Genomic DNA, 24,735 nt, shown 5'->3' with positions numbered 1-24,735 from the left:
TGCTCAGCTGCTCCACTCGGCGGAGCGGACCAGGATGCAGCCCGAATCCGGGCAGAAGACAATTTCGTCTTCCGCAGCCTTGCGGATGTCCGCAAGGTCGCCGGGGCTCAACTGCATCCCCGATCCTTCAGAGGTGCCGTGGAAGAGCCGGGCGGCGCCGATGCCGTGCTTTGACAGTGTCTTTTCGTAGACGGCAAGCAGGGCGGTATCGAAGCTGTCGGCAAGCTCTGCACGGCGGGCTTCGGCGTCGGAGCTGTCCGCAGCAATGACGGCCAGTTCGGCGTCGCGCTTCTCTTCCAGTTCCCGGCGCTTCTCGTGCAGGGATGTCAGCGCTTCACGGGCTTCGGCTTCGCGGGTACGGGCGGCCTCCAGCCGTTCCATCACGTCGAGCTCGACATCTTCAAGGTCGGACCGGCGGCGTTCGAGGGAAACGATTTCCGCCTGCAGCGCGGTGAGCTCCTTGGAGCCGCCCTTGCCGCTGTCCAGGTGCTGCTGGTCACGGGCCATCCGTGCGACAACGGACGCTACGTCCGCTTCGGCGCGGGTGAGTTCACGTTCAATGTCGGCCACTTCAGTGCCGGCTGCCACACGTGCGCTTTCGGCTGCGGCGACGGCACCGGCCAGGGACGCGATCTCGGGATTGTTGCTAACGTTGCGGGCCTGGTTGCGCAGGGACTTGATCCTGCTGTCCAGGGCCTGCAGATCCAGCAGCCTCAGCTGCTCCGCGGGCGATGCTTTTGCCACCAGTTACCTCCGTGTATATCCGGGCCTGCCTGGCCCGGCTCTCCTAAGCCTATGCCACTGCCGGGGATCACTTCAGCCTAAGGAGTCAGTACGAAGTCCCACGGATCCGTGTTCACTCCGCTGACGCGCACGTCAGCGGTGAAGCCCTGGTCCGTCAGGACGTTTTCGAGGGCGTTGGCTGCCGGAGTCAGCCACAGCCATTCGCTGCCGAAGTGGGAGACGTCAATGAGGTAGGGACGGCCGTTTTCGCCAAGGGCACGCTCCCGAAGTTCCGACGCCGGGTGGTGGCGCAGGTCCGCGGTGACGTAGACGTCGGCACGCTGGGCCCGAACGGCGTCGAACAGGCTGTCGCCGGCACCTCCGCAGACGGCCACGCGACGGATTAGGCCCTGCTGTTCGCCCGCCACGCGGACGCCGCCGGCGACGGCGGGCAGGAGGCTGAAAACGCGCTCGGCAAAGTCCGCCAGTGAAAGCATCTCGGGAAGGTCCCCGACCCGGCCGATTCCCTCTTCGGGCAGGCCTTCCGCGGCGGGAACCAGCGGGGTGACGTTCCGGAGACCAAAGGCGTCTGCGAGTACGTCGGAGACGCCGCCGACGGCGCTGTCGCCGTTGGTGTGCACCGTCAGCAGGGCGCATCCGCCCTCGATCAGCCGGTGCACGGCGTCGCCCTTGAATGAACCGGCAGCTACGGAGTTGACCGGTTTCAGCAGCAGGGGGTGATGGGTCACGAGCAGATCCGCTCCCCATTCAAGGGCCTCGTCGATGACTTCACGGGTGGGATCAACCGCGAACAGGATCCGCCGGACCTCCCGGTCGGCGCGGCCTGCAACAAGGCCGGGTGCGTCCCAGTCCTCGGCCAGTGATTCGGGCCAGAGTTCTTCGGCTGCCAGCAGTATGTCGCCAAGGGTGGGGGTGTCGCTGCCGTCGGTGGCCTGGACAGTGTCAATGTCAATGTCAGAGTCAGTGCCAGTGTCAGTGTCAGTGTCAGTGTCAGTGTCCGCGCCGGCGCGCTCGTGGGGGTGATCCGCTTCCATGACTTTAGTTCTACCCTGCTGCCGTTGCCGCGCTCAATTCCGCCGCGCCTGCCGTGACGGAACGAACACCGCCGAACCCGGTTGCCGGTCATCGGGAATCAAAGCGGGTCCCGGCGCCTTGTTAAGGGCATGAAGACGTATGTATTAGGCGGAGGCTGCTTTTGGTGCCTCGATGCTCTTTACCGCAAGGTCCGCGGCGTAACCGACGTAGTTTCCGGCTACACGGGAGGTGCCGTGGACAACCCGGACTATGACAGTGTGAGCGCCGGGATCACCGGACACGCAGAGGTAGTGGCCGTGACTTTTGACGAGGAGATCATCCCCCCGGAAGTCATCCTGGACATGTTCTTTTCGCAGCATGACCCCACCACCCTCAACCGGCAGGGCTACGACGTCGGCACCCAGTACCGGTCCTCGATGTTCTACGGGGACGAGGATCAGCGCAAGGAATTCGAAGCTGCACTTGAGCGTGCGCGGGAGAACTGGAAGGACCCGATTGTCACCGAGATCGTTCCCCTCCCCCGGTTCTACCCGGCGGAGGATTTCCATCAGGACTTCTACGCCAAGCACCCCGGCCAGGGTTACTGTCAGGTGATTATTAATCCCAAGCTGGCCAAGGCCCGCAAGTATTACTCTGAATGGCTTCAGGACTAGGGCTCTCCGGTCCCGCCGATAGGCTGGAACGGGCATAACTGAGTCCGGCTTTGTTTGAGTCCGGCTTTTTGAAGGAACGTTGAAGGAATAGAGGAAACCATGGCTCGTATTTATGACGATGTAACCCAGCTCGTAGGCGGCACCCCGCTGGTCCGCCTGAACCGGCTCGCCGAGGGGCTTCCCGCCCAGGTGGCCGTGAAGCTGGAGTTCTACAACCCGGCCAACAGCGTCAAGGACCGGATCGGCGTGGCCATTGTGGACGCCGCCGAGAAGGCTGGCGCCCTCAAGCCCGGCGGCACCATCGTGGAGGGCACCTCCGGCAATACCGGCATCGCGCTGGCCATGGTGGGCGCTGCCCGCGGCTACAAGGTGATCCTCACCATGCCCGAAACCATGTCCACGGAACGCCGGGTCATGCTGCGCGCCTACGGTGCGGAGATTGTCCTCACCCCCGGCGCCGACGGCATGCGCGGAGCAGTGGACAAGGCCAAGGAAATCGTGGCCACCACCGAAAACGCCATCTGGGCGCAGCAGTTCGCCAATGAAGCGAACCCGGCCGTACACCGGGCCACGACCGCCGAGGAAATCTGGGCAGACACCGATGGAAAGGTGGACATTTTCGTTGCCGGCATCGGCACCGGCGGCACCATCACCGGCGTCGGGCAGGTCCTGAAGGAACGCAAGCCGGACGTGAAGATCGTGGCCGTAGAGCCCAAGGACTCCGCCATCCTCAACGGCGGCTCCCCCGGCCCCCACAAGATCCAGGGCATCGGCGCCAACTTCGTCCCGGAGATCCTGGACACCACCGTCTATGACGAGGTCTTCGACGCCTCCATCGAGGATTCGGTGGCCACGGCCCGCGCACTGGGCACCCAGGAGGGCATCCTCGGCGGCATCTCGTCCGGTGCCATCGTCTGGGCGGCGCTGGAACTCGCCAAGCGCGAAGAGAACGCCGGTAAGCTGATTGTTGCCACCGTCTGCGACTTCGGAGAGCGTTACATCTCTACTGTCCTGTACGACGACATCCGCGGTTAGTCCGCGTTCCGCCCCTGCAGGGCGGATCATCCGAGCAGAAAGTCCTCTGTGAGTCTGTTAGCCCGACTGCGCGAAGACCTCGACGCCGCCGCATCACACGATCCGGCGGCCAGAGGTTCGCTCGAAAACCTCGTTGTCTACTCCGGCCTGCATGCCATCTGGATGCACCGGCTGACGCACCGCATGTGGGCCCGGCCCCCGCTGCGGTTCCCGGCCCGCGTGCTCTCCCAGGTGACCCGCTTCGCCACCGGCATCGAGATCCACCCCGGTGCAACCATCGGCCGCCGGTTTTTCATTGACCACGGCATGGGGGTGGTCATCGGCGAAACAGCGGAGATCGGCAACGACGTCATGCTTTATCACGGGGTGACCCTGGGCGGCCGTTCGCTGGCCAAGGTCAAGCGCCATCCAACCATCTGCGACGGCGTCACCGTAGGTGCCGGAGCAAAGATCCTGGGGCCGGTGACCATTGGCGCCAACAGCGCGGTGGGGGCCAACGCCGTGGTGGTCAAGGATGCCCCGGCGGATTCGATCATCACCGGCATTCCGGCCAAGTGGCGGCACCGGGACACCAAGATGACCCAACCCGCGGTGGACCCGGCAGAGTACATCGATCCGGCCATCTACATCTAGCCGGACAGGTGTATCTGGCCGACAGGTACACCTGGCCCGCAGGGCACACTAAAAAGGTCCGCAGCATCCGCTGCGGACCTTTTTAGTACCGTTGGGGTTCCTTAGTGGGTGTCCACTGCCTCGACCTCGGCGCGGTCTTCGCCCCACATGGTGTGGAAGGTTCCTTCCGCGTCGACCCGGTGGTAGGTGTGTGCACCGAACAGGTCGCGCAGGCCCTGCGTCAGTGCCGCCGGAAGCCGCTTGCGGCGCAGGCCGTCGTAGTAGGCCAGCGACGAGGAGAACACCGGCACCGGGATGCCCAGCTGCACGGCGACGGAGACCACGCGGCGCCAGGCCGGGACGGCGGCGGCGATCGACTCCGCGAAGGCCGGAGCGAACAGCAGGTTCGCGGGAGCTTCGCTGCCGGCGTAGGCCTTCATGATGTCATCCAGCAGTTCGGCGCGGATGATGCAGCCTGCACGCCAGAGCGAGGCGATCTCGTCCAGCTTCAGTTCCCAGCCGTATTCCTTGGCTGCAGCGTTGAGCATGTCGATGCCCTGTGCGTAGCTGACCAGCTTGGAGGCGTACAGGGCCTGCCGCACGTCCTCCACGAACGTCTCGGGAAGCTCGACGGCGGCTTCCGCGCCCTGGAGCGTCTGCTGTGCAACCTCGCGCTGTCCGCGCTGGGAGGACAGCGCGCGGGCGAAGACCGACTCGGCGATGGCCGAAACCGGGGAACCCAGGTCCAGGCCGGAGACTACCGTCCAGCGGCCGGTGCCCTTCTGCCCGGCGGAGTCCCCCACAACGTCCACGAACGGCTTCCCGGTCCGGGCATCCACATGGCCCAGGACCTCGGCGGTGATTTCGATCAGGAAGGAACTGAGCTGGCCGGTGTTCCATTCGTTGAAGATCTTGGCCTGCTCGGCCGGTTCAATGCCTGCTGCGGAGCGCAGCAGGTCGTAAGCCTCGCCGATCACCTGCATGTCTGCGTATTCGATGCCGTTGTGCACCATCTTCACAAAGTGGCCGGCTCCGTCGGTGCCGATCCAGGTGCAGCAGGGCTCGCCGTCGTACTTCGCGGCGATTTTCTCCAGCATCGGGCCTAGGGAATCGTAGGACTCGCGGGAACCGCCGGGCATGATGGAGGGGCCCAGGAGGGCTCCCTCTTCACCGCCGGACACGCCGACGCCGACAAAGTGCAGGTCCTTCTCGGCCAGGGCAGCCTCGCGGCGGCGGGTGTCTTCGAAATGCGAGTTGCCGCCGTCGATCACAATGTCGCCCGGTTCCAGCAGCGGAACCAGCTGACCGATCACCGAGTCCACCGGCGCTCCGGCTTTGACCATGATCAGTACGCGGCGCGGTTTCTCCAGTGAGTCGACCAGTTCCTGCAGCGTCTCGGTGCGGATGAAGTCACCCTCGTCGCCGTGCGCGGAAAGCAGGGCATCCGTTTTCTCGATGGAACGGTTGTGCAGGGCCACCGTGTAACCGTTGCGGGCGAGATTGCGGGCGAGGTTTGCACCCATGACGGCAAGGCCGGTTACACCAATTTGTGCACTCAAGTTCTCTCCAAGGATGGTTCGGGTGCCCGGCGGGCACGGGGACGGCACAGGAATCATCGCGCCGTGTTCACGCTCCAGCCTATGCTTCTTCGGCATCCCGCCGCCACAGGGGCGCGGGGCGCGGGCTCAGGTCCCCGTTTCGTAGCCGTTGATCACCGAGGCAACGCCTTCGACAATGCCGATTCCCTCCTCGAGCGTGGAGTTCCCGGAACTGAGCACAACAATGCTGTAGTCGTTCCCGGCGGCCCGGACGAACCCGGCGCTGCCCACGTTCCACACGGCGTCGTCGTCCTGCAGCCATCCGTTCTTCAATGCCACTTCAGCATCGGGCGCCTGAACCCCCGCGTTGATCCCCCAGTTCTGCTCCGGGCAGACGTTCTCCATCAGTCCGACGGCGAACGCCAGCAGGTCCGGGTCCAGCCAGTCGGCGCCGCAGGCCACCGTCCGGGCAATAAGCAACTGGTCCCCGGCTGTGGTCTCGCCGGCTCCCCAGACTTCGCCGGCTTCCGTATCCGCAACACCAATGAGCTCATAGGTACGGTTCAGTTCCTCCCGGCCTCCGAGCCGGGAGTACAGCTCGCTGGTGGCTTCGTTGTCGCTGTATTCGATCATCAGCGTTGCCAGGTTCTCTTCGTCCGCCGTGAGGCTGCGCTGCTCCTCGGTGGCCTGGCGGACCAGGGTCAGGAGGATGGGGACCTTCACCAGGCTTGCTTCGAGGTACCGTGCGTCCGGGTTCTGGATCCAGGACCTCCCGGTGCGGTTGTCCTGCACGGCGACGGAGAAATCTTCACGCCGGTCTCCGGCCATCAGGTCCAGGGCGGCGGCAATCGATTCCGGCGTCCCCGTGTCCACGGTGCTGCCTGCGCCTTGCTCGGCCATCGGCGATGCCTGCGGAGCATCGTCCGGCGCTGTGCAGCCTGACAACATGATCATCACGGCCAGCGCCGTGCAGATACGCTTCCTCGCCTGGATTTCCTTTGCCATCAGCCCCATTTGTTCCGTGCATGGGCGGTTAAACAAAAAGCCGCCGTTGCCTTCCACATCTGCGGAAAGTAACGGCGGCTTCTCTGGTGGGTCCTACCGGGATCGAACCGATGACATCCACGGTGTAAACGTGGCGCTCTACCAGCTGAGCTAAAGACCCAGAACATGTTGCCCGGCCGTCAGAAACTTCTCCGCAGGCCCTGCATCACGAGGAACTACATTACCGTAAGACCCGGGCGGATGCCTAATCGGCGCCGTCCTTCGGTCCGGCCGGCAGATCAGGGAGGTTTTCCGCCAGCCAGGTGAGGGCCGTGCTGACTCCCATATCGATCTTCAGGGTGGCCAGCGGATCGCCCCGGGTGGCCCCCCGGTTGATGATGACGACAGGCTTGCCGGCCTTGGCCGCGTAGCGGACAAAGCGCAGCCCGCTCATCACGGTGAGCGAGGAGCCCGCCACCAGCAGGGCACCAGCGTCGTCCACCACCGAGAAGGCCCGGGCCACGCGGTCCTTGGGGACGTTCTCGCCAAAGTACACAAAATCCGGTTTCAGCATTCCGCCGCAGACGGGACAGTCCGCCACGACGAAGTTTTCGGTATCGGCAATGTCCGCGTCGGCATCCGGGGCGATCCCGCCGTCGACGCGCGCCTGCTCGAGGTACCCGGGATTCAGCTCCTGCAGCAGGCCGGCGACCTCTGAACGGGAAAAGCCCGAACGGCAGTTCAGGCAGACCACTTGGTCATAACGCCCATGCAGGTCGATGACGTTGATGCTGCCGGCGTCCGTGTGGAGCCGGTCCACATTCTGGGTAATCAGGCCCGAGAGCAGTCCCCGCTGTTCCAGGACCACCGCGGCCTCGTGGCCGGGGTTGGGCACCGCATGGCGCAGATGGTGCCAGCCAATATGGTTGCGGGCCCAGTACCGGCGGCGCAGGTCCGGATCACCGACAAACTGCTGGTAGGTCAGCGGATTCCGCGGGGGCGCGTCGGGACCGCGGTAGTCGGGGATGCCGGAATCCGTGCTCAACCCGGCACCGGTCAGGAGCGCCAGCCGCTGCCCGCCCAGATAGCCGACGGCGCGCTCAAGGAGCCGCAGCTCCGCCTCCGTGGGTGCCGGAACGGATTCGAGGGCATGTCCGCTGGCAAAACCCGTGAGGCCGAGGCCCGGACGGGAGTTCTTGGGCTGCTCGCTCACAGTGCCTCCAAAGCAGTACGGTACTGCTCGATCGGACGCGCTGCGCCCGGGTCTGAACGGATGCCTGCGCGGAGGGCGCCTTCCCCGTCTATGACAAAGCTGGCGCGTTCCGCCAGCCCCCTGCGTGCGTCAAAAGCCCCGAAGGCCCGGGCCGTTTCCCCGTGCGGCCAGAAATCGGAAAGCAGGTCGAACCCGAAGCCTTCCTGCTCGGCCCAGGCCCGCAGGGTGTATTTCGAGTCACAGGACACCGCCAGCAGGCGCACGTCGGCGTCGTCGAAAAGGGCACGTTCAGCCTGCAGCTCTGCGAGCTCGCCCCGGCACACCCGGGAGAACGCGAACGGGAAAAAGACCAGCACGACGCCGGCGCCCCGCAGACCGTCAAGCCGGACCTCTTCGCCGAACTGGTTGGGAAGGCAGAAGTCCGGAACCGCAGCACCTGCCGTGAGCAGGTGCGCAGTCACTTCTTGCGTCGGCTCACCAGGCGGGTGGCGGCCCAGTCCTCGGTGACGCCCGGGGAAGTGGTGACGTGCAGTCCCGCTGTGGGGGCTGCTTCCTCGATGTCTGCCGGGGGAACGTAGCCCTCGCGCCCGGACTTGGGGGTCAGAACCCAGACAACGCCGCCGTCGTCGAGCGTGGTCAGGGAATCGACCAACGCGTCGACAAGGTCGCCGTCGTCGGCCCGCCACCAGAGGATGACGCCGTCCACAACATCGTGGTCGTCTTCAGTCAGCAGCTCGCCGCCGATGAGGTCCTCAAGGTCCTCACGGAAATCGAAGTCCACGTCCTCGTCGTAGCCGTACTCCTGAACCAGGTCCCCGTCCTTGAAACCCAATCTGCTCGCCACGTTTTCTTCAGTGACGGCTTCGGCCTCGCTCACTTCACTCCTCCTGGTTGACTGCATAAATACAAGGGAATCACACATTTGCCCGATCTGCGCTGTCTCCGACTCAACGAAACACCTAAAACCCGCAGGCTTCAAGGGTTCCGGGCTGTACGCCGTCAGCGATGACCGCCGTGCAGGCTACGCATCAACGGCTTTACGGGACTAGAGTGGATAAAAAGGGGCGCCGAGGCGTGCATACGCGCCAGCGAAGACATACGCGCAAGCGAAGATCCGGCGGACACCGGCCGGATACCACAGAAAGAATGTCGCAGACACAATCTGTACATGAGAGAGGTTGGCCGTGGCCGCAGAAGACACAACGGACATCCTGAGCGGGTTAACCAACCAGCTACCGGACCGTGATCCTGAGGAAACCGCAGAATGGATCGAATCGCTCGACGAACTGATCCGTTCGCAGGGCACTGAACGCGCGCAGTACATCATGCGCTCACTGCTCCAGCGTGCCGGTTCCCAGAGCGTGGGCGTGCCGATGGTAACCACCACCGACTACGTCAACACCATCCCGGTTGATCAGGAACCTGAATTCCCCGGTGACGAGGAAATCGAACGGCGATACCGCGCCTGGCTGCGTTGGAACGCCGCCATCATGGTGCACCGGGCCCAGCGCCCGGGAATCGGCGTCGGCGGACATATTTCAACGTATGCCGGAGCAGCGACCCTGTACGAAGTGGGCATGAACCACTTCTTCCGGGGCAAGGACCACCCGGGCGGCGGAGACCAGATTTACTTCCAGGGTCACGCCTCCCCCGGCATGTATGCCCGCGCCTTCCTCGAAGGCCGCCTGTCCGAAGAGGACATGGACGGCTTCCGCCAGGAGAAGTCCCGCGAGGGGCATGCACTGTCCTCCTACCCGCATCCGCGCAGCATGCCGGATTTCTGGGAGTTCCCGACGGTTTCCATGGGCATTGGTCCCATGAACGCCATCTACCAGGCACAGTCCAACCGCTACCTGCAGAACCGCGGAATCAAGGACACCTCCCAGCAGCATGTATGGGCGTTCCTTGGCGACGGAGAGATGGACGAGCCCGAATCGCGCGGCCTGCTCCAGCTCGCCGCCAATGACAAGCTCGACAACCTGACCTTCGTGATCAACTGCAACCTGCAGCGCCTCGACGGCCCGGTCCGCGGCAACGGCAAGATCATGCAGGAACTGGAAGCCTTCTTCCGGGGCGCAGGCTGGAATGTCATCAAGGTTGTCTGGGGCCGCGAGTGGGACGACCTGCTGCAGCGTGACAAGGACGGCTCGCTGGTGGACATCATGAATGCCACCCCCGACGGCGACTACCAGACCTACAAGGCCGAGTCCGGCGGATTCGTGCGCGAGCACTTCTTCGGCAAGAGCCCGGAAACCAAGGAACTGGTTGCCAACCTGACCGACGAGGAAATCTGGAACCTCAAGCGCGGCGGCCACGACTACCGCAAGGTCTACGCCGCGTACAAGGCCGCCATGGAATTCAAGGGCGCCCCGACGGTCATCCTGGCCCACACGGTCAAGGGCTACGGCCTGGGTACGCACTTCGAGGGCCGCAATGCGACCCACCAGATGAAGAAGCTCACCCTCGATGACCTGAAGGCCTTCCGCGACCACCTGCGGATCCCGATCAGCGACGAGCAGCTCGAAGCCGATCCGTACCAGCCTCCGTACTACAACCCGGGAGCAGATGCCCCCGAGATCAAGTACATGATGGAACGCCGGCGCGAACTGGGCGGCAACGTCCCGGAACGCCGGGTGAAGCACGAACCCGTCCACCTTCCGGGCGAGAAGGCCTACGAAGTAGCCAACCGGGGCTCCGGCAAGCAGCTGGCCGCCACGACCATGGCTTTCGTCCGCCTGCTCAAGGACCTGATGCGGGACAAGGAGTTCGGCAAGCGCATTGTGCCGATCATCCCCGACGAGGCCCGTACCTTCGGCATGGACTCGTTCTTCCCGACGGCCAAGATCTACAACCCCAAGGGTCAGAACTACCTGTCCGTGGACCGGGACCTCGTCCTGGCCTACAAGGAGTCCCCGCAGGGCCAGATTGTGCACGTGGGCATCAACGAGGCCGGCTCGATTGCGGCGTTCACCGCGGCGGGCACGTCCTACGCCACGCACGGCGAGCCGCTGATCCCGGTCTACGTGTTCTACTCGATGTTCGGCTTCCAGCGCACCGCCGACTACATCTGGGCGGCTACCGACCAGATGGCACGCGGGTTCCTGATCTCGGCTACCGCCGGCCGCACCACCCTCACCGGTGAAGGCCTGCAGCACGCCGACGGCCACTCGCCGATCCTGGCCTCCACCAACCCCGCGGTGAAGACCTACGATCCGGCGTACGGCTACGAGATCGGACACATCGTCCGCCACGGCCTCGAGGAGATGTACGGCCCGGATTCCCAGGATCCGAACGTCATCTACAACCTCATGGTCTACAACGAGCCGATCCAGCAGCCCAAGGCCCCCGAGGACCTGGACGTGGAAGGCATCATCAAGGGCATCTACCTGCTCGCGCCGGCAAAGATGGACGGACCCCGCACGCAGCTGCTGGCCTCCGGCGTTGCCGTGCCGTGGGCGCTGGAAGCCCAGAAACTCCTTGCTGAGGACTGGGGTGTCTCGGCCGATGTCTGGTCCGTGACCTCCTGGAACGAGCTCCGCCGCGACGGCCTCGCCGCCGAGGAGGAAGCCTTCCTGAACCCCGGCTCGGAGCCGCGGGTACCGTTCGTGACCCAGCAGCTGGCCGGCGCCACCGGCCCGATTGTTGCCTCCACGGACTACATGAAGGCCGTCCCGGACCAGATCCGCCAGTTCCTGCCGAACGAATTCGCCACCCTCGGTGCCGATGACTTCGGTTTCGCGGACACGCGTGCGGCTGCACGCCGGTACTTCAAGATCGACAGCCACTCGATGGTGGTGCGGGCGCTGGAGATGCTCGCACGCCGCGGTGAAGTCGACGCCAATGCCCCCAAGGAGGCAATGGAGAAGTACCGCCTGCTGGACGTCAACGCCGGCACCAGCGGAAACGCCGGCGGCGACGCCTAAGCAATCCCCCGGTCCTCGAACCCGGGGAACATGAAAAGGAACCGCCGCATCTGCGGCGGTTCCTTTTCGTTTGCGGCAAGATTGCCCGAATCCCACCTCCCTGCCAAAACACTCGTTGACAACGGTGCCCGGCCCCGCAGGCTGGTCCAGTGCACGCGTTGCCCGGCCGCGGCGTCCTGCCTGCCGGCTCCGGGAAGGCCCTGACCTTCAACGAAGGGACAATGATGTCCGCTCCAGTCCTGTCCATCCTGATTTTGGTGGCCATGTTCATCCTGGCCACCGTGCTGCCCCTCAATATGGGCGCGCTGGCCTTTGTGGGGGCTTTCCTGCTGGGATTCGTCTTCCTCGGCATGACCACCGAGGAGATCCTGGCCAATTTCCCGGGTGGTTTGTTCCTGACGATAGTCGGGGTGACCTATCTGTTTGCCATAGCCCAGAACAACGGCACCATCGACCTGCTGGTCCGGGGCGCCGTGAAACTGGTCGGCAACCGGGTGGCCCTGATTCCCTGGATCATGTTCGCGGTCACCGCCGTCATCACCGCCGTCGGCGCGCTGTCGCCGGCGGCCGTGGCCATCGTTGCCCCAATCGCCCTGGGGTTCGCCGCCAAGAACAAGATCAACCCCCTGATGATGGGCATGATGGTCATCCACGGAGCCCAGGCCGGCGGATTCTCCCCGATCGCCGTCTACGGAGTCACGGTCAACGGCATCATTGCAGAGACGGATCTGGAGTCCAGCCCCTTTGCCGTCTTCATGTCGAGCCTGCTTTTCAACACCCTGATCGCGCTGATCCTGTTCTTCGTCCTCGGCGGCAGCAGGCTGCGCCGCAGCACCGCAGGGGCCTTCGCGGAGCAGGTCGCCCAAGCCAGGATGAACCTCAGTGTGGCCGGCCGGGCCGACGTTCCCTTCAAGGGAACCGGATCCGGCATCTACGGTCCACGCGATCCCGCCGGTGACGGGATCACCGCCACGAAGACCCGCAGCGAGACCTTCCCCCAGATTGTCACCATCGCCGGGCTGATCACGCTGGCCGTGATTGCCCTGGGCTTCAAGGTGGACGTGGGCTTCGTGTCCATCACCATCGCCATGGTCCTTGCCCTCGTCTCGCCGCAGGCGCAGAAGGGTGCGGTCAACAAGATCAGCTGGACCACCGTCCTGCTCATCTGCGGCATGCTCACTTTTGTCGGCGTCCTGCAGGAGGCCGGCACGATCGAATACGTGTCCGACGGCGTCGCCAACCTGGGCGTGCCGCTGCTGGCGGCGCTGCTCATTTGCTACATCGGCGCCGTCGTGTCCGCCTTCGCCTCATCGACCGCCATCCTTGCCGCCCTCATCCCGCTGGCCGTACCGTTCCTCGCCTCGGGGGAAATCGGCGCCGTGGGGCTCATCTGCGCGCTGGCCGTTTCCTCGACCATCGTGGACGTATCGCCTTTCTCGACCAACGGCGCCCTCGTGCTGGCGAACGCACCGGAAGAGCTGGACAAGGACCGCTTCTACAAGCAGATCCTCGCTTACAGCGGCATCGTCGTAGTAGTGGGACCACTGGTGGCGTGGCTGGTCATGGTGGTCCCCGGATGGCTTTAGGTCCGGCGCGGTTCCCGCTGGAGTGCAACTGTCCTTCCCGCACCGAACCAGGAAGAGAGCGATCCATGAACAACCACTCCCCCGCCCGCGGCCCCCTGGACGGCTATCTGGTCGTCGACCTCAGCCGTGCCCTTGCCGGTCCGCACGCAGGCATGATGCTCGCAGACCTCGGCGCACGCGTCATCAAGGTCGAAACCCCCGGCACGGGCGACGACACCCGCGGCTGGGGACCGCCCTTCGTCGGACCGGAAGAGACACCGCAGGCCACCTACTTCCTTTCCTGCAACCGGAACAAGGAGTCCATCGCCCTGGACCTGAAGTCCGAGGACGGCGCGGCGGTGCTGACGGACCTGGTACGGCGGGCGGACGTGCTGGTGGAGAATTTCCGCCCCGGGGTGCTGGACCGGCTCGGATTCCCGCCGGCCCGGCTGCACGAACTCAATCCCCGGCTGGTCATCCTCTCCATCAGCGGATTCGGCCATGACGGCCCGGAGGCGACCCGCAGCGGCTACGACCAGATAGTCCAGGGCGAGGCCGGCCTGATGTCGCTGACCGGGTCCGGCGCAGGGGATCCGCAGCGGGTCGGCGTACCCATCGCGGACCTGCTCTCGGGCATGTACGGCGCCTTTGGGCTCCTGGCAGCGCTGCTGGAACGCGAACGCACCGGAAAGGGCCAGGTGGTGCGCACTTCACTGCTGGCCGCCGTCGTAGGAGTGCATGCCTTCCAGGGCACCCGGCACACTGTTGCCGGCGAGGTGCCGGCCGCGCAGGGCAACCACCATCCGTCCATTGCCCCCTACGGGCTCTTCTCCTGCCGCGAAGGCATGGTCCAGATCAGTGTCGGGAGCGAGAGACTATGGGAAGCCTTTGCCGCTGCATTCGGCATCGATGCCTCGCGTGCCGAGTTTGCGGACAACGCCCAGCGGGTACGCAACCGCCCGGCGCTGGTGGCCGCCGTCGAGCATGCTTTTGCGGATATCGAAGCGGAACCGCTGCTGGAGAAGCTACGCGCCGCCGGGATTCCGGCCGGAAAAGTGCGCACCTTGGACGAAGTGTATGCATGGGAACAGGTCCGTTCGCAGGGATTGGTGGTCGACGTCGAGCATCCTGTCCTGGGCACCGTCTCCCTGCCGGGGCCGCCGCTGCGCTTTTTTGATGCCATGCAGGGCACGGAAAGTACTCGCCGCGTGCATGCTGCCCCGCCCCTGCTGGACGAGCACGGGGACGCGATCCGCCGTTGGCTGGCGGGCAGCCCGCAGCCGGCTGCCGCGGAAAGCACCGAAGCATGAGCGTCCAGACGGCGCCCCGCCGCCTGGATGCAAGGCAGTTGCTGGCGCTGGTTGTCGATGCCGGTTCTTTCCGCTCCTGGGACGTGCCCGTGGCCTATGCCGACCCCGGCGACGCCTACGCATCCGACCTGGCTGCCGCACGGCAGAAAACCGGCGTGGACGAATCGGTGCTCACGGGTGAGGCACTGGTGCAGGGCCGGCGCGTTGCACTGATGGTCAGCGAGTTCGGGTTCCTGGGCGGCTCCATCGGAGTTGCCGCCGCGGACCGGCTGACCGACGCCGTTGAACGCGCCACCCGTGAAGGGCTGCCGCTCCTGGCCGGGCCGGCGTCCGGCGGAACCCGGATGCAGGAAGGCACCCTGGCGTTCCTTTCGATGGTCAAAATCACCGCCGCCGTCCGCCGGCACAAGGAGGCCGGCCTGCCCTACCTTGTCTACCTGCGCCACCCCACCACCGGCGGGGTCATGGCGTCCTGGGGATCCTTGGGCCACATCACCGTCGCCGAGCCCGGCGCGCTTCTGGGCTTCCTGGGCCCGCGGGTCTACTCGGCACTCTACGGGGAGCCCTTCCCGGAAGGTGTGCAGACCGCGGAGAACCTGCGGAACCGCGGACTGGTGGATGCGGTGCTGCCGCCGGAGGAACTTCCCCGGACCGTCCACCGTGCCCTGGCCATGCTGCTGCCCGGCTCGACCGTGCCGGTGCCTGCCCCGGGCTCGCTCAGCAGCACGCCGGTGCCGCTGCCCGCCTGGGAATCCATTCGGATTTCCCGCAATCCCCGCCGCCCGGGTGTCCGCCAGCTGCTGCATTTCGGGGCGAGCGACGTGCTGCCCCTGAACGGCAGCGGACAGGGTGAAAAAGACCCGGGCCTGATACTGGCCCTGGCCCGCTTCGGCCAGACGTCCTGCGTAGTGCTGGGGCAGGACCGGGAACGCGGAACAGAACAGGCTGCACTGGGACCGGCTTCGCTCCGGGAAGCACGCCGCGGCATGCGGCTGGCGGAGGAACTGGACCTTCCCCTGTTGACCGTGATCGACACCGCCGGCGCTGCCCTGTCCAAGGAGGCCGAGGAGGGCGGCCTGGCCGGTGAAATTGCCCGGAGCCTCAACGACCTCGTGGGGTTGGGCTGCCCCACGGTGTCCGTCCTGCTGGGTCAGGGGGCAGGCGGCGGCGCGTTGGCCCTGCTGCCCGCAGACCGGACGGTCGCGGCCCGCCACGCCTGGCTTTCTTCCCTGCCGCCGGAGGGTGCCAGCGCCATCGTGTTCCGGGACACCCTGCACGGCCCGGAAATGGCACAGGCGCAGGGCGTGACCGTTTCAGCGCTGGCTGCCCACGGGATTGTGGACCACACGGTGACGGAACTGCCCGACGCTGCGGACGAGGCACCCGAATTCTGCCGCCGGATGGCACGGGCCGTGGAATACGAGCTGGCTTCGCTTCGCGCCGTTCCGCGGGCAGAGCGGCTGGCACGGCGGACGAACCGATTCCGGCGGCTGGGATCGGCACTGTAGTTCCGCTGCCCCTGCCCGCCCCGACAACGGCCGTAACAAACAACGAAACCGCCGCATGCAACGGCGGTTCCTTTCCGTTTCTCCGTGCGTGCCGTTATGCTCCCCACAATCGACGCGCACTTCCAAAGACTGCTTGCCGGTCGTTCAACGTCGAACCCTTGCATAAAGGAGGAAGATGGCCCGGACCACGGTGTCGCCGCCGGTTTCCACCGCGCCGCCCGGCAGTAACCCCGCTGTCCGCCGCCGACGTTTTTCCGGCCGCACCCGCAGGGACTTCTTTACTTTCCTGGCTTTTGCGCTGCCCAACCTGATCCTGATTGCCGCCTTCACCTACCGGCCGCTGTTCAGCAACATCTATTACTCCACCCTGAACTGGACCCTCGGAGCCAAGACAGCAACCGTGGTCGGGATCGAAAACTACATCACGTTCTTCACCTCTCCCGATGCCCGGGACGTGCTGACGGTAACGGCAGTGTTCACGGTCTTCACCGTCGGCGGATCAATGCTGCTGGGACTGCTGGTTTCGCTGGCGCTGAACCTGAAAGTCCGTGGCACCACCTTGGCCCGCGCCGCCGTCTTTGCCCCGTATGTCCTGTCCGGAGTGGGTGTGGGCCTGGTCTGGTTGTTCATTTTCGATCCCGTCTACGGAGCCCTGGCCTGGGTGCTGCGCGGTTTCGGCGCCAGCAGCCCTGAATGGATCAACAACCCGGACCTGGCACTGGTCATGGTCATCCTGGTTTATGTCTGGAAGAACCTGGGCTACTGCGCGGTGGTCTACCTTGCCGGCCTCCAGTCGATTCCCCGCGACGTGCTCGAGGCCGCACAGCTCGACGGCGCAGGTGCGGCGAGGCGGTTCTTCAGCGTTTCGCTGCCGCTGCTTTCCCCGACCACCTTCTTCCTGCTCATCACCACGCTTCTCAGTTCGCTGCAGGCCTTCGACCTGATCCGGATCATGACCCCCACGGGCAACGGCACCAACACCCTGATTTTCGAGGCCTATCTGCAGGCCTTCGGCGGATTCAACCGGGCCGGCTATTCGGCCACCGTCTCAGTGATCCTGTTCGTGCTGCTGCTGGTGGTCACCGGTTTCCAGCTTCGGTTCGTCGAGCGAAAGGTGCACTACTCATGAGTGTCCCTGCACCCGCCGCCCCGGTGTCCGCGCCCGCCCCAACCGGCAGCAAGGGTTCCCGCCGGACCGGCGAAGGCCCGCTCTCACGTCGAAACATCACCGAAACCCTGCTGACGGGGTATGTGCCCCTGGCCCTCACCACACTGGTGGTATTCCTCCCCCTGATGTGGATGGTCCTGTCCTCCTTCAAGGGGCCCGGCGAGATCGTCACCACGGACCTGGATGTCCTGCCGGACTCCCTGGACTTCAGCAACTACCAGGACGCCATGACCCTGGTGCCGTTCGGCAGGTTCTTCGTCAACAGCGTGATCGTCACGCTCGCCGGCGCCTCCATCAAGGTGGTGCTGGCCATCCTCACCGCCTACGCGCTGGTTTTCATCAGGTTCCCGTTCAAGCGGGTGATTTTTGTAGCCATCCTGGTGGCCCTCATGGTCCCCCCGCAGGTGGCCATCCTGCCGAACTACATCCTCGTGACGTCCCTGGGCGGTGCCGACACTTATTGGGGCATGATCCTGCCCGGGCTCGGGACGGCGTTCGGGACCTTCCTCCTGCGGCAGCATTTCCTCACCCTGCCAGGCACCATCCTGGAGTCCGCCGAGATCGACGGGGCAGGACACTGGTCCCGCCTGTGGCGGATCGTCGTCCCGATTTCCGTACCGACCATCGCCACCGTGGGACTGGTCACGATCGTGACCGAATGGAATGAGTACATATGGCCGCTGGTGATTGTCAGCCGGCCCGAAATGATGACCCTGCCGGTCGGCCTGACCCTGCTCCGGAATTCCGAGTCCGATCCCGCCAGCTGGGGCATCATGATGGCCGGCGCGGTCCTCGTGCTGGTTCCGATCCTGGTGGTCTTCGCTGCCCTGCAGCGCTACATCGTCGCCGGTCTGACCCAAGGCTCCGTCACCGGCTAAGCCGAACTGCAAATTGTCCGCACTCCAGAAAGGCATTCCATGTCAGCAGCATCCAAACCGGCCTTCAACCGCCGCCTGTTCCTGTCCCTGAGTGCTGCCGGCGCCTCTGCGGCCGCCCTGGCGGCCTGCGGCGGACCGTCCACTGAAACGGACACCCCCGTCGAGGAGGACGAACTCGACTTCAGCGGCGTGACCCCCGCCCCGGAGATCACCTTCTGGTCCAGCCACCCGGGCCAGTCCGAGGCGATTGAAACCGAGATCATCGAAAAGTTCCATGCTTCCCAGAGCGAGATCCGCGTGAACATGGTCAGTGCGGGATCCAACTACGAAGAGGTTGCCCAGAAGTTCCAGACCACCCAGCAGGGCGGCGACCTCCCCGCAATCGTCATTTTCTCCGACGTCTGGTGGTTCCGCTATTTCCTCAACGATTCCATCATCCCGCTGGACGCGCTGATGGAACAGCTGGACTTCGACACCGCCGACTACCGGGACCAGCTGTTCAGCGACTATGAGTATGACGGGCGGCAGTGGGCCGTTCCGTTTGCCCGATCCACGCCCCTCTTCTACTACAACAAGGAACACTGGGCCGCCGCCGGCCTGCCCAACCGGGCACCGGAGACCTGGCAGGAGTTCTCGGAATGGGCGCCGAAGATCAAGGCGGCGGTGCCCGGCATCCAGAATGTCTACCAGCACCCGGCCTTGATTGATTATGCGGGCTGGACACTGCAGAACCAGCTTTGGGGAGAGGGAGCTGCCTGGAGTGACGAGTGGACCATTACGGCTGACTCGGCCGAGGCCGTCACCGCCATCCAGCAGGTCCAGGACACCGTCTATAAGAATGCCTGGGCGGGAGTGTCATCCAAGGATGCCACGGCCGACATGGCGGCGGGTGCCGTCTCCGCGGCTGTGGGATCCACCGGGAACCTGGTGGGTGTGCTCAAGACGGCAACGTTCGACGTCGGCGTGGGATTCATGCCCGGCGGCAGCCGGGAACTGACCGGAGTCTGCCCCACGGGCGGCGCCGGCCTGGGCATCCCGAAGGACATCAGCCCCGAGCAGCAGCTCTCCGCCGCGACCTTCCTGAAGTTCCTGACCTCCCCGGAAAACACCGCAGCGTTCTCCGCGGCCACGGGCTACATGCCGGTGCGCAAGTCCGCGGACATGACGCAGGTGCTGGCTGCGACGCCGCAGATCCAAACGGCCATCGACCAGCTGGCCGTCACCCGGAACCAGGACTATGCCCGGGTGTTCCTGCCCGGAGCGGACCAGGAAATCGCCAAGGCGGCCGGCCGGATCCTCACGGAACAGGCCGATGTGAAAACCGTCCTCACGGAACTGACCGCAACGTTGGAAGGCATCTACACAAACGATGTGAAGCCCAAGCTGCCCGCCTAGCCAAGTTGTAGCCTTCACACAAAATAGCGGTTCACCCCTGCAGGCCGTAAGCTCGCAGGTATGCCAGTGCGTCCCAATACGTCCGCTGCCTCAGCGCCGCCGGAAGCAGACCTGCCCACCGTCGAGCGCCTGAAAGCGAATATCGGCAGGCTTTCGACTGCCACCCTGCAGCAGCTGGACATTTCCCTGCCGTGGTACCGGGGACTGCGCCCGGACGAGCGCTCCGCGCTGGGAATGGTTGCGCAGAAGGGCATCGCGTCCTTCGTGAACTGGTACCAGCGTCCTGCCTCGCCCGCCTGGGTGCTCAGCGACGTCTTCGGCACCGCTCCAACGGAGCTCACCCGCTCGATCAGCCTGCAGAAGGCCCTTCAGCTGATCCGGGTGGTGGTGCAAGTGGTCGAGGACCGGGTGCCGGAGCTCGCCGGCAGCGAGGTCCAGTCCAAACTGCGCGAAGCGGTGCTTCGCTATTCGCGCGAAGTGGCTTTTGCCGCCGCAGACGTCTATGCCCGTGCAGCCGAAACCCGCGGCGCCTGGGACACCCGGCTGGAGGCCCTTGTTGTCGACGCCATCCTGCGCGGCGAGAGTTCCGACGCGCTGCGCTCCCGGATTGCCGCCGTCGGCTGGAGTTCGGCGGCACCGGTCACCGTTATGGTGGGCGGCTCTCCTGCGGAAGCCAATGCCACGTTCGTGAATGAACTCCGCCGGGCCACGGGCCGGCTGGCCGAAGACACCCTCGTGGGGATCCAGGGCGAGCGGCTGATCCTGGTCCTGGGCGGACTGGAGGACAAGGCTTTCTCCTACACCCGTCTGGCCGAACTCTTCGGCCCGGGTCCGGTGGTGTACGGCCCGCCCGCACCCTCCCTTGTCGACGCAGGTCCATCCGCACAGGCCGCGTTTGCCGGGCTTACCGCCGCCCGCGCCTGGCCGGCTGCACCACGCCCGGTGGCCGCTGATGATCTGTGGCCCGAGCGGGTTATGTCCGGTGACGACACTGCACGCCAGGCCCTGGTGGAAAGCATCTACACTCCCCTGCTGGGTGCCTCCAACGGCCTGGCCGAAACCCTTAGTGCGTACCTCTCGCTGGGCCACTCCCTGGAGGCCACGGCACGTGAACTCTTTGTCCATGCCAATACGGTCCGCTACCGCCTGCGGCGGGTCTGCGATGTCACCGGATGGGACCCGATGCTGCCCCGCGAAGCGTTCGTGCTGCAGACCGCGTTGGTGGTTGGACGCCTGGCACCCGCAGGAAAAGCAGCCCCCGAGAAGCCCGCCGTCCGCCCCTGAACCCTGCCCAGACGCCGTCGTCGGCTTGTAGACTTCCTACAAAGCCGTCCGGGGAGCTTGGTCTACGCAAACACCCGGTACCGTCCCCTATCTTTGGAAAGCTGTATACGTGCTTGCAATCGTCTGCCCCGGCCAGGGGTCCCAAACGCCAGGATTCCTCTCGCCGTGGCTGGAACTGCCCGGCGTCCGTGATCACCTTTCCGCACTGAGCGACGTCGCCGGTCTGGACCTCATTGCCCACGGCACGGTCTCCGACGAGGAAACCATCAAGGACACCGCCGTCGCCCAGCCCCTGATCGTGGCCGCCGGCCTGATGGCCGCCCGGTTGCTGCTGGACTCCTCGGCGCTGACATCCTCCACCGTCCTCGCGGGCCACTCCGTCGGCGAGATCACGGCCTCCGCCATTGCCGGTGCCCTGCCGGAAAACGACGCGCTGGTGTTTGTCCGGGAACGGGCCAATGCCATGGCACGCGCCGCAGCGGTGGAGCCCACGGGCATGAGCGCCATCCTCGGCGGGGATCCCGACGACGTCGCGGCAGTACTGGAAGCCGCAGGACTCACGGCGGCGAACGCCAACGGCGGCGGGCAGACAGTGGCGGCCGGGACGCACAACCAGCTTGAAGTACTCACCGCAGCACCGCCGGCCAAGGCGCGGGTTATTCCGCTGAAGGTCGCCGGGGCGTTCCACACCGCCCACATGGCGCCCGCCGTGACTGTCCTGGAAGCCCTGCGCCCCTCCCTCACCCCGCAGGCGCCGCTGGCCACGCTGCTGTCCAACCGCGACGGCGCCGCAGTGGTGTCCGGCGATGCCAACCTTGACAGCCTCATCGCGCAGGTTTCCCGCCCGGTACGGTGGGACCTCTGCATGGAGAACATGCTCGGCATGGGCGTGACCGGCGTGCTGGAACTGCCGCCGGCAGGAACCCTCACCGGGCTGGCACGCCGCGGCATGAAGGGCATACCCACACTGGCCCTGAAATCCCCAGAAGATCTAACCGCTGCCCGGGAGTTCATCCGTGAGCATTCCGGAACGGCAGCAACAACCGGAGAAGGTAACGCGTGAGCACGCCCACCCTGAAGCAGTCCCCCGTCAACGAATTCAGCCGGATCCACGGCATCGGCGCCTTCCGCCCCGACGTCATTGTGAGCAACGACGACGTCTGCCAGTGGATCGATTCCTCCGACGAATGGATCCGCCAGCGCACGGGCATCGTGACCCGGCACCGTGCGGACAAGGGCACGTCCGTGGTGGACATGGCCGAGGCCGCCGGCCGTGAGGCACTGAAGAACGCCGGCATCGAGGGATCGCAGCTCGGCGCCGTCATCGTCTCCACGGTGACCCACCCCTACGCGACGCCTTCCGCCGCCACCCAGATCACCGAGCGGCTGGGCGCAACGCCGGCACCGGCCTACGACGTTTCGGCCGCGTGCGCCGGGTACTGCTACGGCGTTGCCCAGGCAGACGCACTGGTTCGCTCCGGCGCCGCCGACTATGTGCTGGTCATCGGCGTGGAGAAGCTTTCCGACTTCATCGACAACACCGAACGCACCATCTCCTTCCTGCTCGGCGACGGTGCCGGCGCCGTCGTCGTCGGGCCGTCCGACACCCCCGGCATCGCACCCTCCGTCTGGGGCTCCGACGGCAGCAAGTCCGGTGCCATCGGCATGACCCACTCCATGCTGGACGTCCGTGAACTCTCCCTCGCCGCCGAGGCCGACGGCGGTATGAGCCCCGCGGACCTCTCCGGCCGGGAAACCAAACTCTGGCCCACCCTGCGCCAGGACGGCCAGACGGTCTTCCGCTGGGCCGTATGGGAGATGGCCAAGGCCGCCCAGCAGGCGCTCGACGCCGCCGGGATCACCGCCGACGATCTGTCCGCCTTCGTGCCGCACCAGGCGAACATGCGAATCATTGACGAAATGGCGAAGCAGTTGAAGCTGCCCGAGTCAGTCATCATTGCCCGGGACATTGCCGACGCGGGAAACACCTCGGCCGCCTCCATTCCCCTGGCCACCTACCGCCTGCTGCAGGAGCACCCGGAACTCAGCGGCAAGCTGTCGCTGCAGATCGGCTTCGGTGCCGGCCTTGTGTTCGGCGCGCAGGTAGTTGTCCTCCCCTAGCCCCATTGCCCGCCGTGCCGGCTAAGCCGGTGCAGCCCCCAGAACCACACCGCTTCGGCGGTTGGAAAACCGGACCGGTCCCGTACCGGCACTACAAGAAAAGGAGCCAACATGGCTAGCAACGAAGAAATCCTGGCCGGCCTCGCCGAGATCGTCAATGAAGAGACGGGTCTGGCCCCCGAGGCCGTTGAGCTGGACAAGTCCTTCACCGATGACCTGGACATCGACTCCATTTCCATGATGACCATCGTCGTCAACGCCGAAGAGAAGTTCGGCGTGCGCATCCCGGACGAAGAGGTCAAGAACCTGAAGACCGTCGGCGACGCCGTGGACTTCATCTCCAACGCCCAGGCTTAACCTTCCGGCGGCCGCTGCCTGGCGGCGGCCGCCCGGTACCGCCGGAACCAGCACCTGCAACTGCTTCAAGAGAGTGAATCATGGCCCGCAAAGTAGTCATCACAGGCCTCGGAGCGACCACGCCCATCGGCGGGGACGTTCCAACCATGTGGAAGAACGCACTGCAGGGTGTCTCCGGCGCCCGAACCCTGGAAGACGAATGGGTGGAGAAGTACTCCCTGCCCGTGACCTTCGCCGCGCGTGCCACCGCTCCCGCTTCGGAAGTCCTTTCCCGCGTCGAAGCCAAGCGGATGGACCCCTCCACGCAGTTCGCCGTCGTCGCGGCACGCGAAGCCTGGGCAGATTCCGGCCTCGCAGACATTGACCACGACCGGCTTGCCGTCTCCTTCGCCACCGGCATCGGCGGCATCTGGACCCTGCTCGACGCCTGGGACACCCTGCGTGAAAAGGGCCCGCGGCGTGTACTGCCCATGACCGTTCCGATGCTGATGCCCAACGGCCCGTCCGCCGCGGTCAGCCTCGACCTGGGTGCCCGCGCCGGCGCCCACACGCCTGTCTCCGCCTGCGCCTCCGGAACCGAGGCCCTCCACCAGGGCCTGGACATGATCCGCTCCGGCAAGGCCGACATCGTCGTCGCCGGCGGCGCGGAAGCCTGCATCCACCCGATGCCCCTGGCGTCCTTTGCCTCCATGCAGGCCCTTTCCAAGCGCAACGATGATCCCCAGCGTGCCTCCCGCCCCTATGACAAGGACCGCGACGGCTTCGTGATGGGTGAGGGTGCCGGCGCATTGGTGCTCGAAAGCGAAGAGCACGCCCTGGCCCGCGGCGCGCGGATTTACGCCGAGCTCGCCGGCACGGCCGTCACCGCCGACGCATACCACATCACCGCACCGGACCCCGAGGGCCTCGGCGCCACCCGGGCCCTGAAGTCCGCTCTCTTTGATGCCCGGGCGCAGGCCGAGGATGTAGTCCACGTCAACGCGCATGCCACGTCCACCCCGGTGGGCGACAAGCCGGAATACACTGCGCTGAAGGCTGCCCTGGGCAGTGCCCTCGACGGTGTCGCCGTGTCTGCCACCAAGTCGCAGATGGGCCACCTGCTGGGTGCCTCGGGTGCAGTAGAAGCCGTCCTGACGGCTTTGGCGGTCTACGAACGCCAGGCGCCGGCAACGATCAACCTGGACAACCAGGATCCGGAGATCCCGCTCGACGTCGTGACCTCCAGCCGCCAGCTGCGCGGCGGAGACATCGTCGCGCTGAGCAACTCCTTCGGCTTCGGCGGGCACAACGCCGTCGCCGTACTGCGCAGCCGCTAAGTCCTTCGTTTACAAACAGGCGTGCGGGGCCCCCCGGGGCCCGCCCCCCGGGTGTTTTTCTAGGGGGGGGTTTTGGGCAATGCCGCCCCCGTGCCC

General features: G+C 65.6%; 22 protein-coding genes and 1 tRNA gene. 15 read left to right on the top strand and 8 right to left on the bottom strand.

Translation table 11 applies throughout. The features are described from left to right. Nucleotides 1-3: 3 nt before the first annotated feature. Together LOC56_RS07275 and LOC56_RS07270 are read right to left on the bottom strand one after the other, a co-directional pair. On the bottom strand, nucleotides 4-744 hold the full coding sequence (locus LOC56_RS07275; protein WP_229951633.1) for a zinc ribbon domain-containing protein: 741 nt from the start codon (nucleotides 742-744) through the stop codon (nucleotides 4-6). Nucleotides 745-821: 77 nt separating this feature from the next. Beyond that, complete coding sequence (locus LOC56_RS07270; RefSeq protein ID WP_229951632.1) at nucleotides 822-1,778, bottom strand: Nif3-like dinuclear metal center hexameric protein; 957 nt, start codon at nucleotides 1,776-1,778, stop codon at nucleotides 822-824. A 129-nt stretch (nucleotides 1,779-1,907) separates the two neighbouring features. Here LOC56_RS07270 and msrA point away from each other — a divergent pair, with 129 nt between their 5' ends. The 3 genes from msrA (at nucleotide 1,908) to epsC (ending at nucleotide 4,100) form a co-directional block, all read left to right on the top strand. After that, on the top strand, nucleotides 1,908-2,432 hold the full coding sequence (msrA, locus tag LOC56_RS07265; protein ID WP_229951631.1) for a peptide-methionine (S)-S-oxide reductase MsrA: 525 nt from the start codon (nucleotides 1,908-1,910) through the stop codon (nucleotides 2,430-2,432). Between the two features lie 99 nt (nucleotides 2,433-2,531). After that, a complete protein-coding gene (gene cysK, locus LOC56_RS07260; RefSeq protein WP_229951630.1) occupies nucleotides 2,532-3,467 on the top strand; it encodes a cysteine synthase A in 936 nt (311 codons plus the stop codon). Nucleotides 3,468-3,515: 48 nt separating this feature from the next. Further along, nucleotides 3,516-4,100, top strand: a complete 585-nt coding sequence (gene epsC / locus LOC56_RS07255; protein ID WP_227923736.1) for a serine O-acetyltransferase EpsC — start codon at nucleotides 3,516-3,518, stop codon at nucleotides 4,098-4,100. A gap of 101 nt (nucleotides 4,101-4,201) precedes the next feature. On the opposite strand, the gene gndA is transcribed toward epsC, so the two are convergent. The 6 genes from gndA to LOC56_RS07225 form a co-directional block, all read right to left on the bottom strand. Continuing rightward, complete coding sequence (gene gndA, locus LOC56_RS07250) at nucleotides 4,202-5,638, bottom strand: NADP-dependent phosphogluconate dehydrogenase (RefSeq protein WP_229951629.1); 1,437 nt, start codon at nucleotides 5,636-5,638, stop codon at nucleotides 4,202-4,204. Nucleotides 5,639-5,764: 126 nt separating this feature from the next. Beyond that, nucleotides 5,765-6,622: a serine hydrolase gene (locus LOC56_RS07245; protein ID WP_229951628.1), complete on the bottom strand. Its 858-nt coding sequence runs from the start codon at nucleotides 6,620-6,622 to the stop codon at nucleotides 5,765-5,767. A gap of 84 nt (nucleotides 6,623-6,706) precedes the next feature. Further along, nucleotides 6,707-6,782, bottom strand: a tRNA-Val gene (locus LOC56_RS07240). 84 nt (nucleotides 6,783-6,866) lie between these two features. Further along, the gene (locus tag LOC56_RS07235) at nucleotides 6,867-7,814 is read right to left on the bottom strand and encodes an NAD-dependent protein deacetylase (protein ID WP_229951627.1); all 948 of its coding nucleotides are present in this window, start codon (nucleotides 7,812-7,814) and stop codon (nucleotides 6,867-6,869) included. Beyond that, nucleotides 7,811-8,275 (bottom strand): peroxiredoxin, encoded by a 465-nt coding sequence (locus LOC56_RS07230; RefSeq protein WP_229951626.1) that lies wholly within the window; start codon nucleotides 8,273-8,275, stop codon nucleotides 7,811-7,813. Before LOC56_RS07230 ends, LOC56_RS07235 begins: the two co-directional genes overlap by 4 nt. Beyond that, nucleotides 8,272-8,691 carry a DUF3052 domain-containing protein gene (locus LOC56_RS07225; RefSeq protein ID WP_227923726.1) on the bottom strand — a complete coding sequence of 140 codons (420 nt, stop codon included), beginning with the start codon at nucleotides 8,689-8,691 and terminating at the stop codon, nucleotides 8,272-8,274. Before LOC56_RS07225 ends, LOC56_RS07230 begins: the two co-directional genes overlap by 4 nt. Nucleotides 8,692-8,992: 301 nt before the next feature. On the opposite strand from LOC56_RS07225, the gene aceE reads away from it, so the two are divergent. The 12 genes from aceE to fabF all read left to right on the top strand — a co-directional run bounded on the left by aceE (nucleotide 8,993) and on the right by fabF (nucleotide 24,639). Further along, a complete protein-coding gene (gene aceE, locus LOC56_RS07220; RefSeq protein ID WP_231703625.1) occupies nucleotides 8,993-11,737 on the top strand; it encodes a pyruvate dehydrogenase (acetyl-transferring), homodimeric type in 2,745 nt (914 codons plus the stop codon). 224 nt (nucleotides 11,738-11,961) lie between these two features. Then, nucleotides 11,962-13,323, top strand: a complete 1,362-nt coding sequence (locus LOC56_RS07215) for an SLC13 family permease (protein WP_229951870.1) — start codon at nucleotides 11,962-11,964, stop codon at nucleotides 13,321-13,323. A 65-nt stretch (nucleotides 13,324-13,388) separates the two neighbouring features. Then, nucleotides 13,389-14,612: a CaiB/BaiF CoA transferase family protein gene (locus LOC56_RS07210; protein WP_229951624.1), complete on the top strand. Its 1,224-nt coding sequence runs from the start codon at nucleotides 13,389-13,391 to the stop codon at nucleotides 14,610-14,612. Next, complete coding sequence (locus tag LOC56_RS07205) at nucleotides 14,609-16,120, top strand: acetyl-CoA carboxylase carboxyltransferase subunit alpha/beta (protein ID WP_229951623.1); 1,512 nt, start codon at nucleotides 14,609-14,611, stop codon at nucleotides 16,118-16,120. Before LOC56_RS07210 ends, LOC56_RS07205 begins: the two co-directional genes overlap by 4 nt. A 175-nt stretch (nucleotides 16,121-16,295) precedes the next feature. Continuing rightward, complete coding sequence (locus LOC56_RS07200; protein ID WP_229951622.1) at nucleotides 16,296-17,249, top strand: carbohydrate ABC transporter permease; 954 nt, start codon at nucleotides 16,296-16,298, stop codon at nucleotides 17,247-17,249. Beyond that, nucleotides 17,246-18,166, top strand: a complete 921-nt coding sequence (locus LOC56_RS07195; protein WP_229951621.1) for a carbohydrate ABC transporter permease — start codon at nucleotides 17,246-17,248, stop codon at nucleotides 18,164-18,166. The genes LOC56_RS07200 and LOC56_RS07195 overlap by 4 nt, the downstream gene beginning before the upstream one ends. A 39-nt stretch (nucleotides 18,167-18,205) precedes the next feature. Then, nucleotides 18,206-19,561: an ABC transporter substrate-binding protein gene (locus LOC56_RS07190; RefSeq protein ID WP_229951620.1), complete on the top strand. Its 1,356-nt coding sequence runs from the start codon at nucleotides 18,206-18,208 to the stop codon at nucleotides 19,559-19,561. 60 nt (nucleotides 19,562-19,621) lie between these two features. After that, the gene (locus LOC56_RS07185; RefSeq protein WP_229951619.1) at nucleotides 19,622-20,845 is read left to right on the top strand and encodes a PucR family transcriptional regulator; all 1,224 of its coding nucleotides are present in this window, start codon (nucleotides 19,622-19,624) and stop codon (nucleotides 20,843-20,845) included. A gap of 109 nt (nucleotides 20,846-20,954) precedes the next feature. Then, a complete protein-coding gene (locus tag LOC56_RS07180) occupies nucleotides 20,955-21,908 on the top strand; it encodes an ACP S-malonyltransferase (protein ID WP_229951618.1) in 954 nt (317 codons plus the stop codon). Continuing rightward, a complete protein-coding gene (locus tag LOC56_RS07175; RefSeq protein ID WP_229951617.1) occupies nucleotides 21,905-22,966 on the top strand; it encodes a beta-ketoacyl-ACP synthase III in 1,062 nt (353 codons plus the stop codon). The genes LOC56_RS07180 and LOC56_RS07175 overlap by 4 nt, the downstream gene beginning before the upstream one ends. A 111-nt stretch (nucleotides 22,967-23,077) precedes the next feature. After that, nucleotides 23,078-23,323, top strand: coding sequence for an acyl carrier protein (locus LOC56_RS07170; RefSeq protein WP_055240832.1), 246 nt, complete (start codon nucleotides 23,078-23,080; stop codon nucleotides 23,321-23,323). An 80-nt stretch (nucleotides 23,324-23,403) separates the two neighbouring features. Beyond that, nucleotides 23,404-24,639 carry a beta-ketoacyl-ACP synthase II gene (gene fabF, locus LOC56_RS07165; RefSeq protein WP_229951616.1) on the top strand — a complete coding sequence of 412 codons (1,236 nt, stop codon included), beginning with the start codon at nucleotides 23,404-23,406 and terminating at the stop codon, nucleotides 24,637-24,639. Nucleotides 24,640-24,735: the final 96 nt, after the last annotated feature.

It is taken from the genome of Arthrobacter sp. zg-Y179 (assembly GCF_020907345.1).
Taxonomy (GTDB): Bacteria; Actinomycetota; Actinomycetes; order Actinomycetales; family Micrococcaceae; genus Arthrobacter_B; species Arthrobacter_B jinronghuae.
Note: the sequence above shows the minus strand (reverse complement) of the source record. Positions and strands in the feature narration are given on the sequence as shown.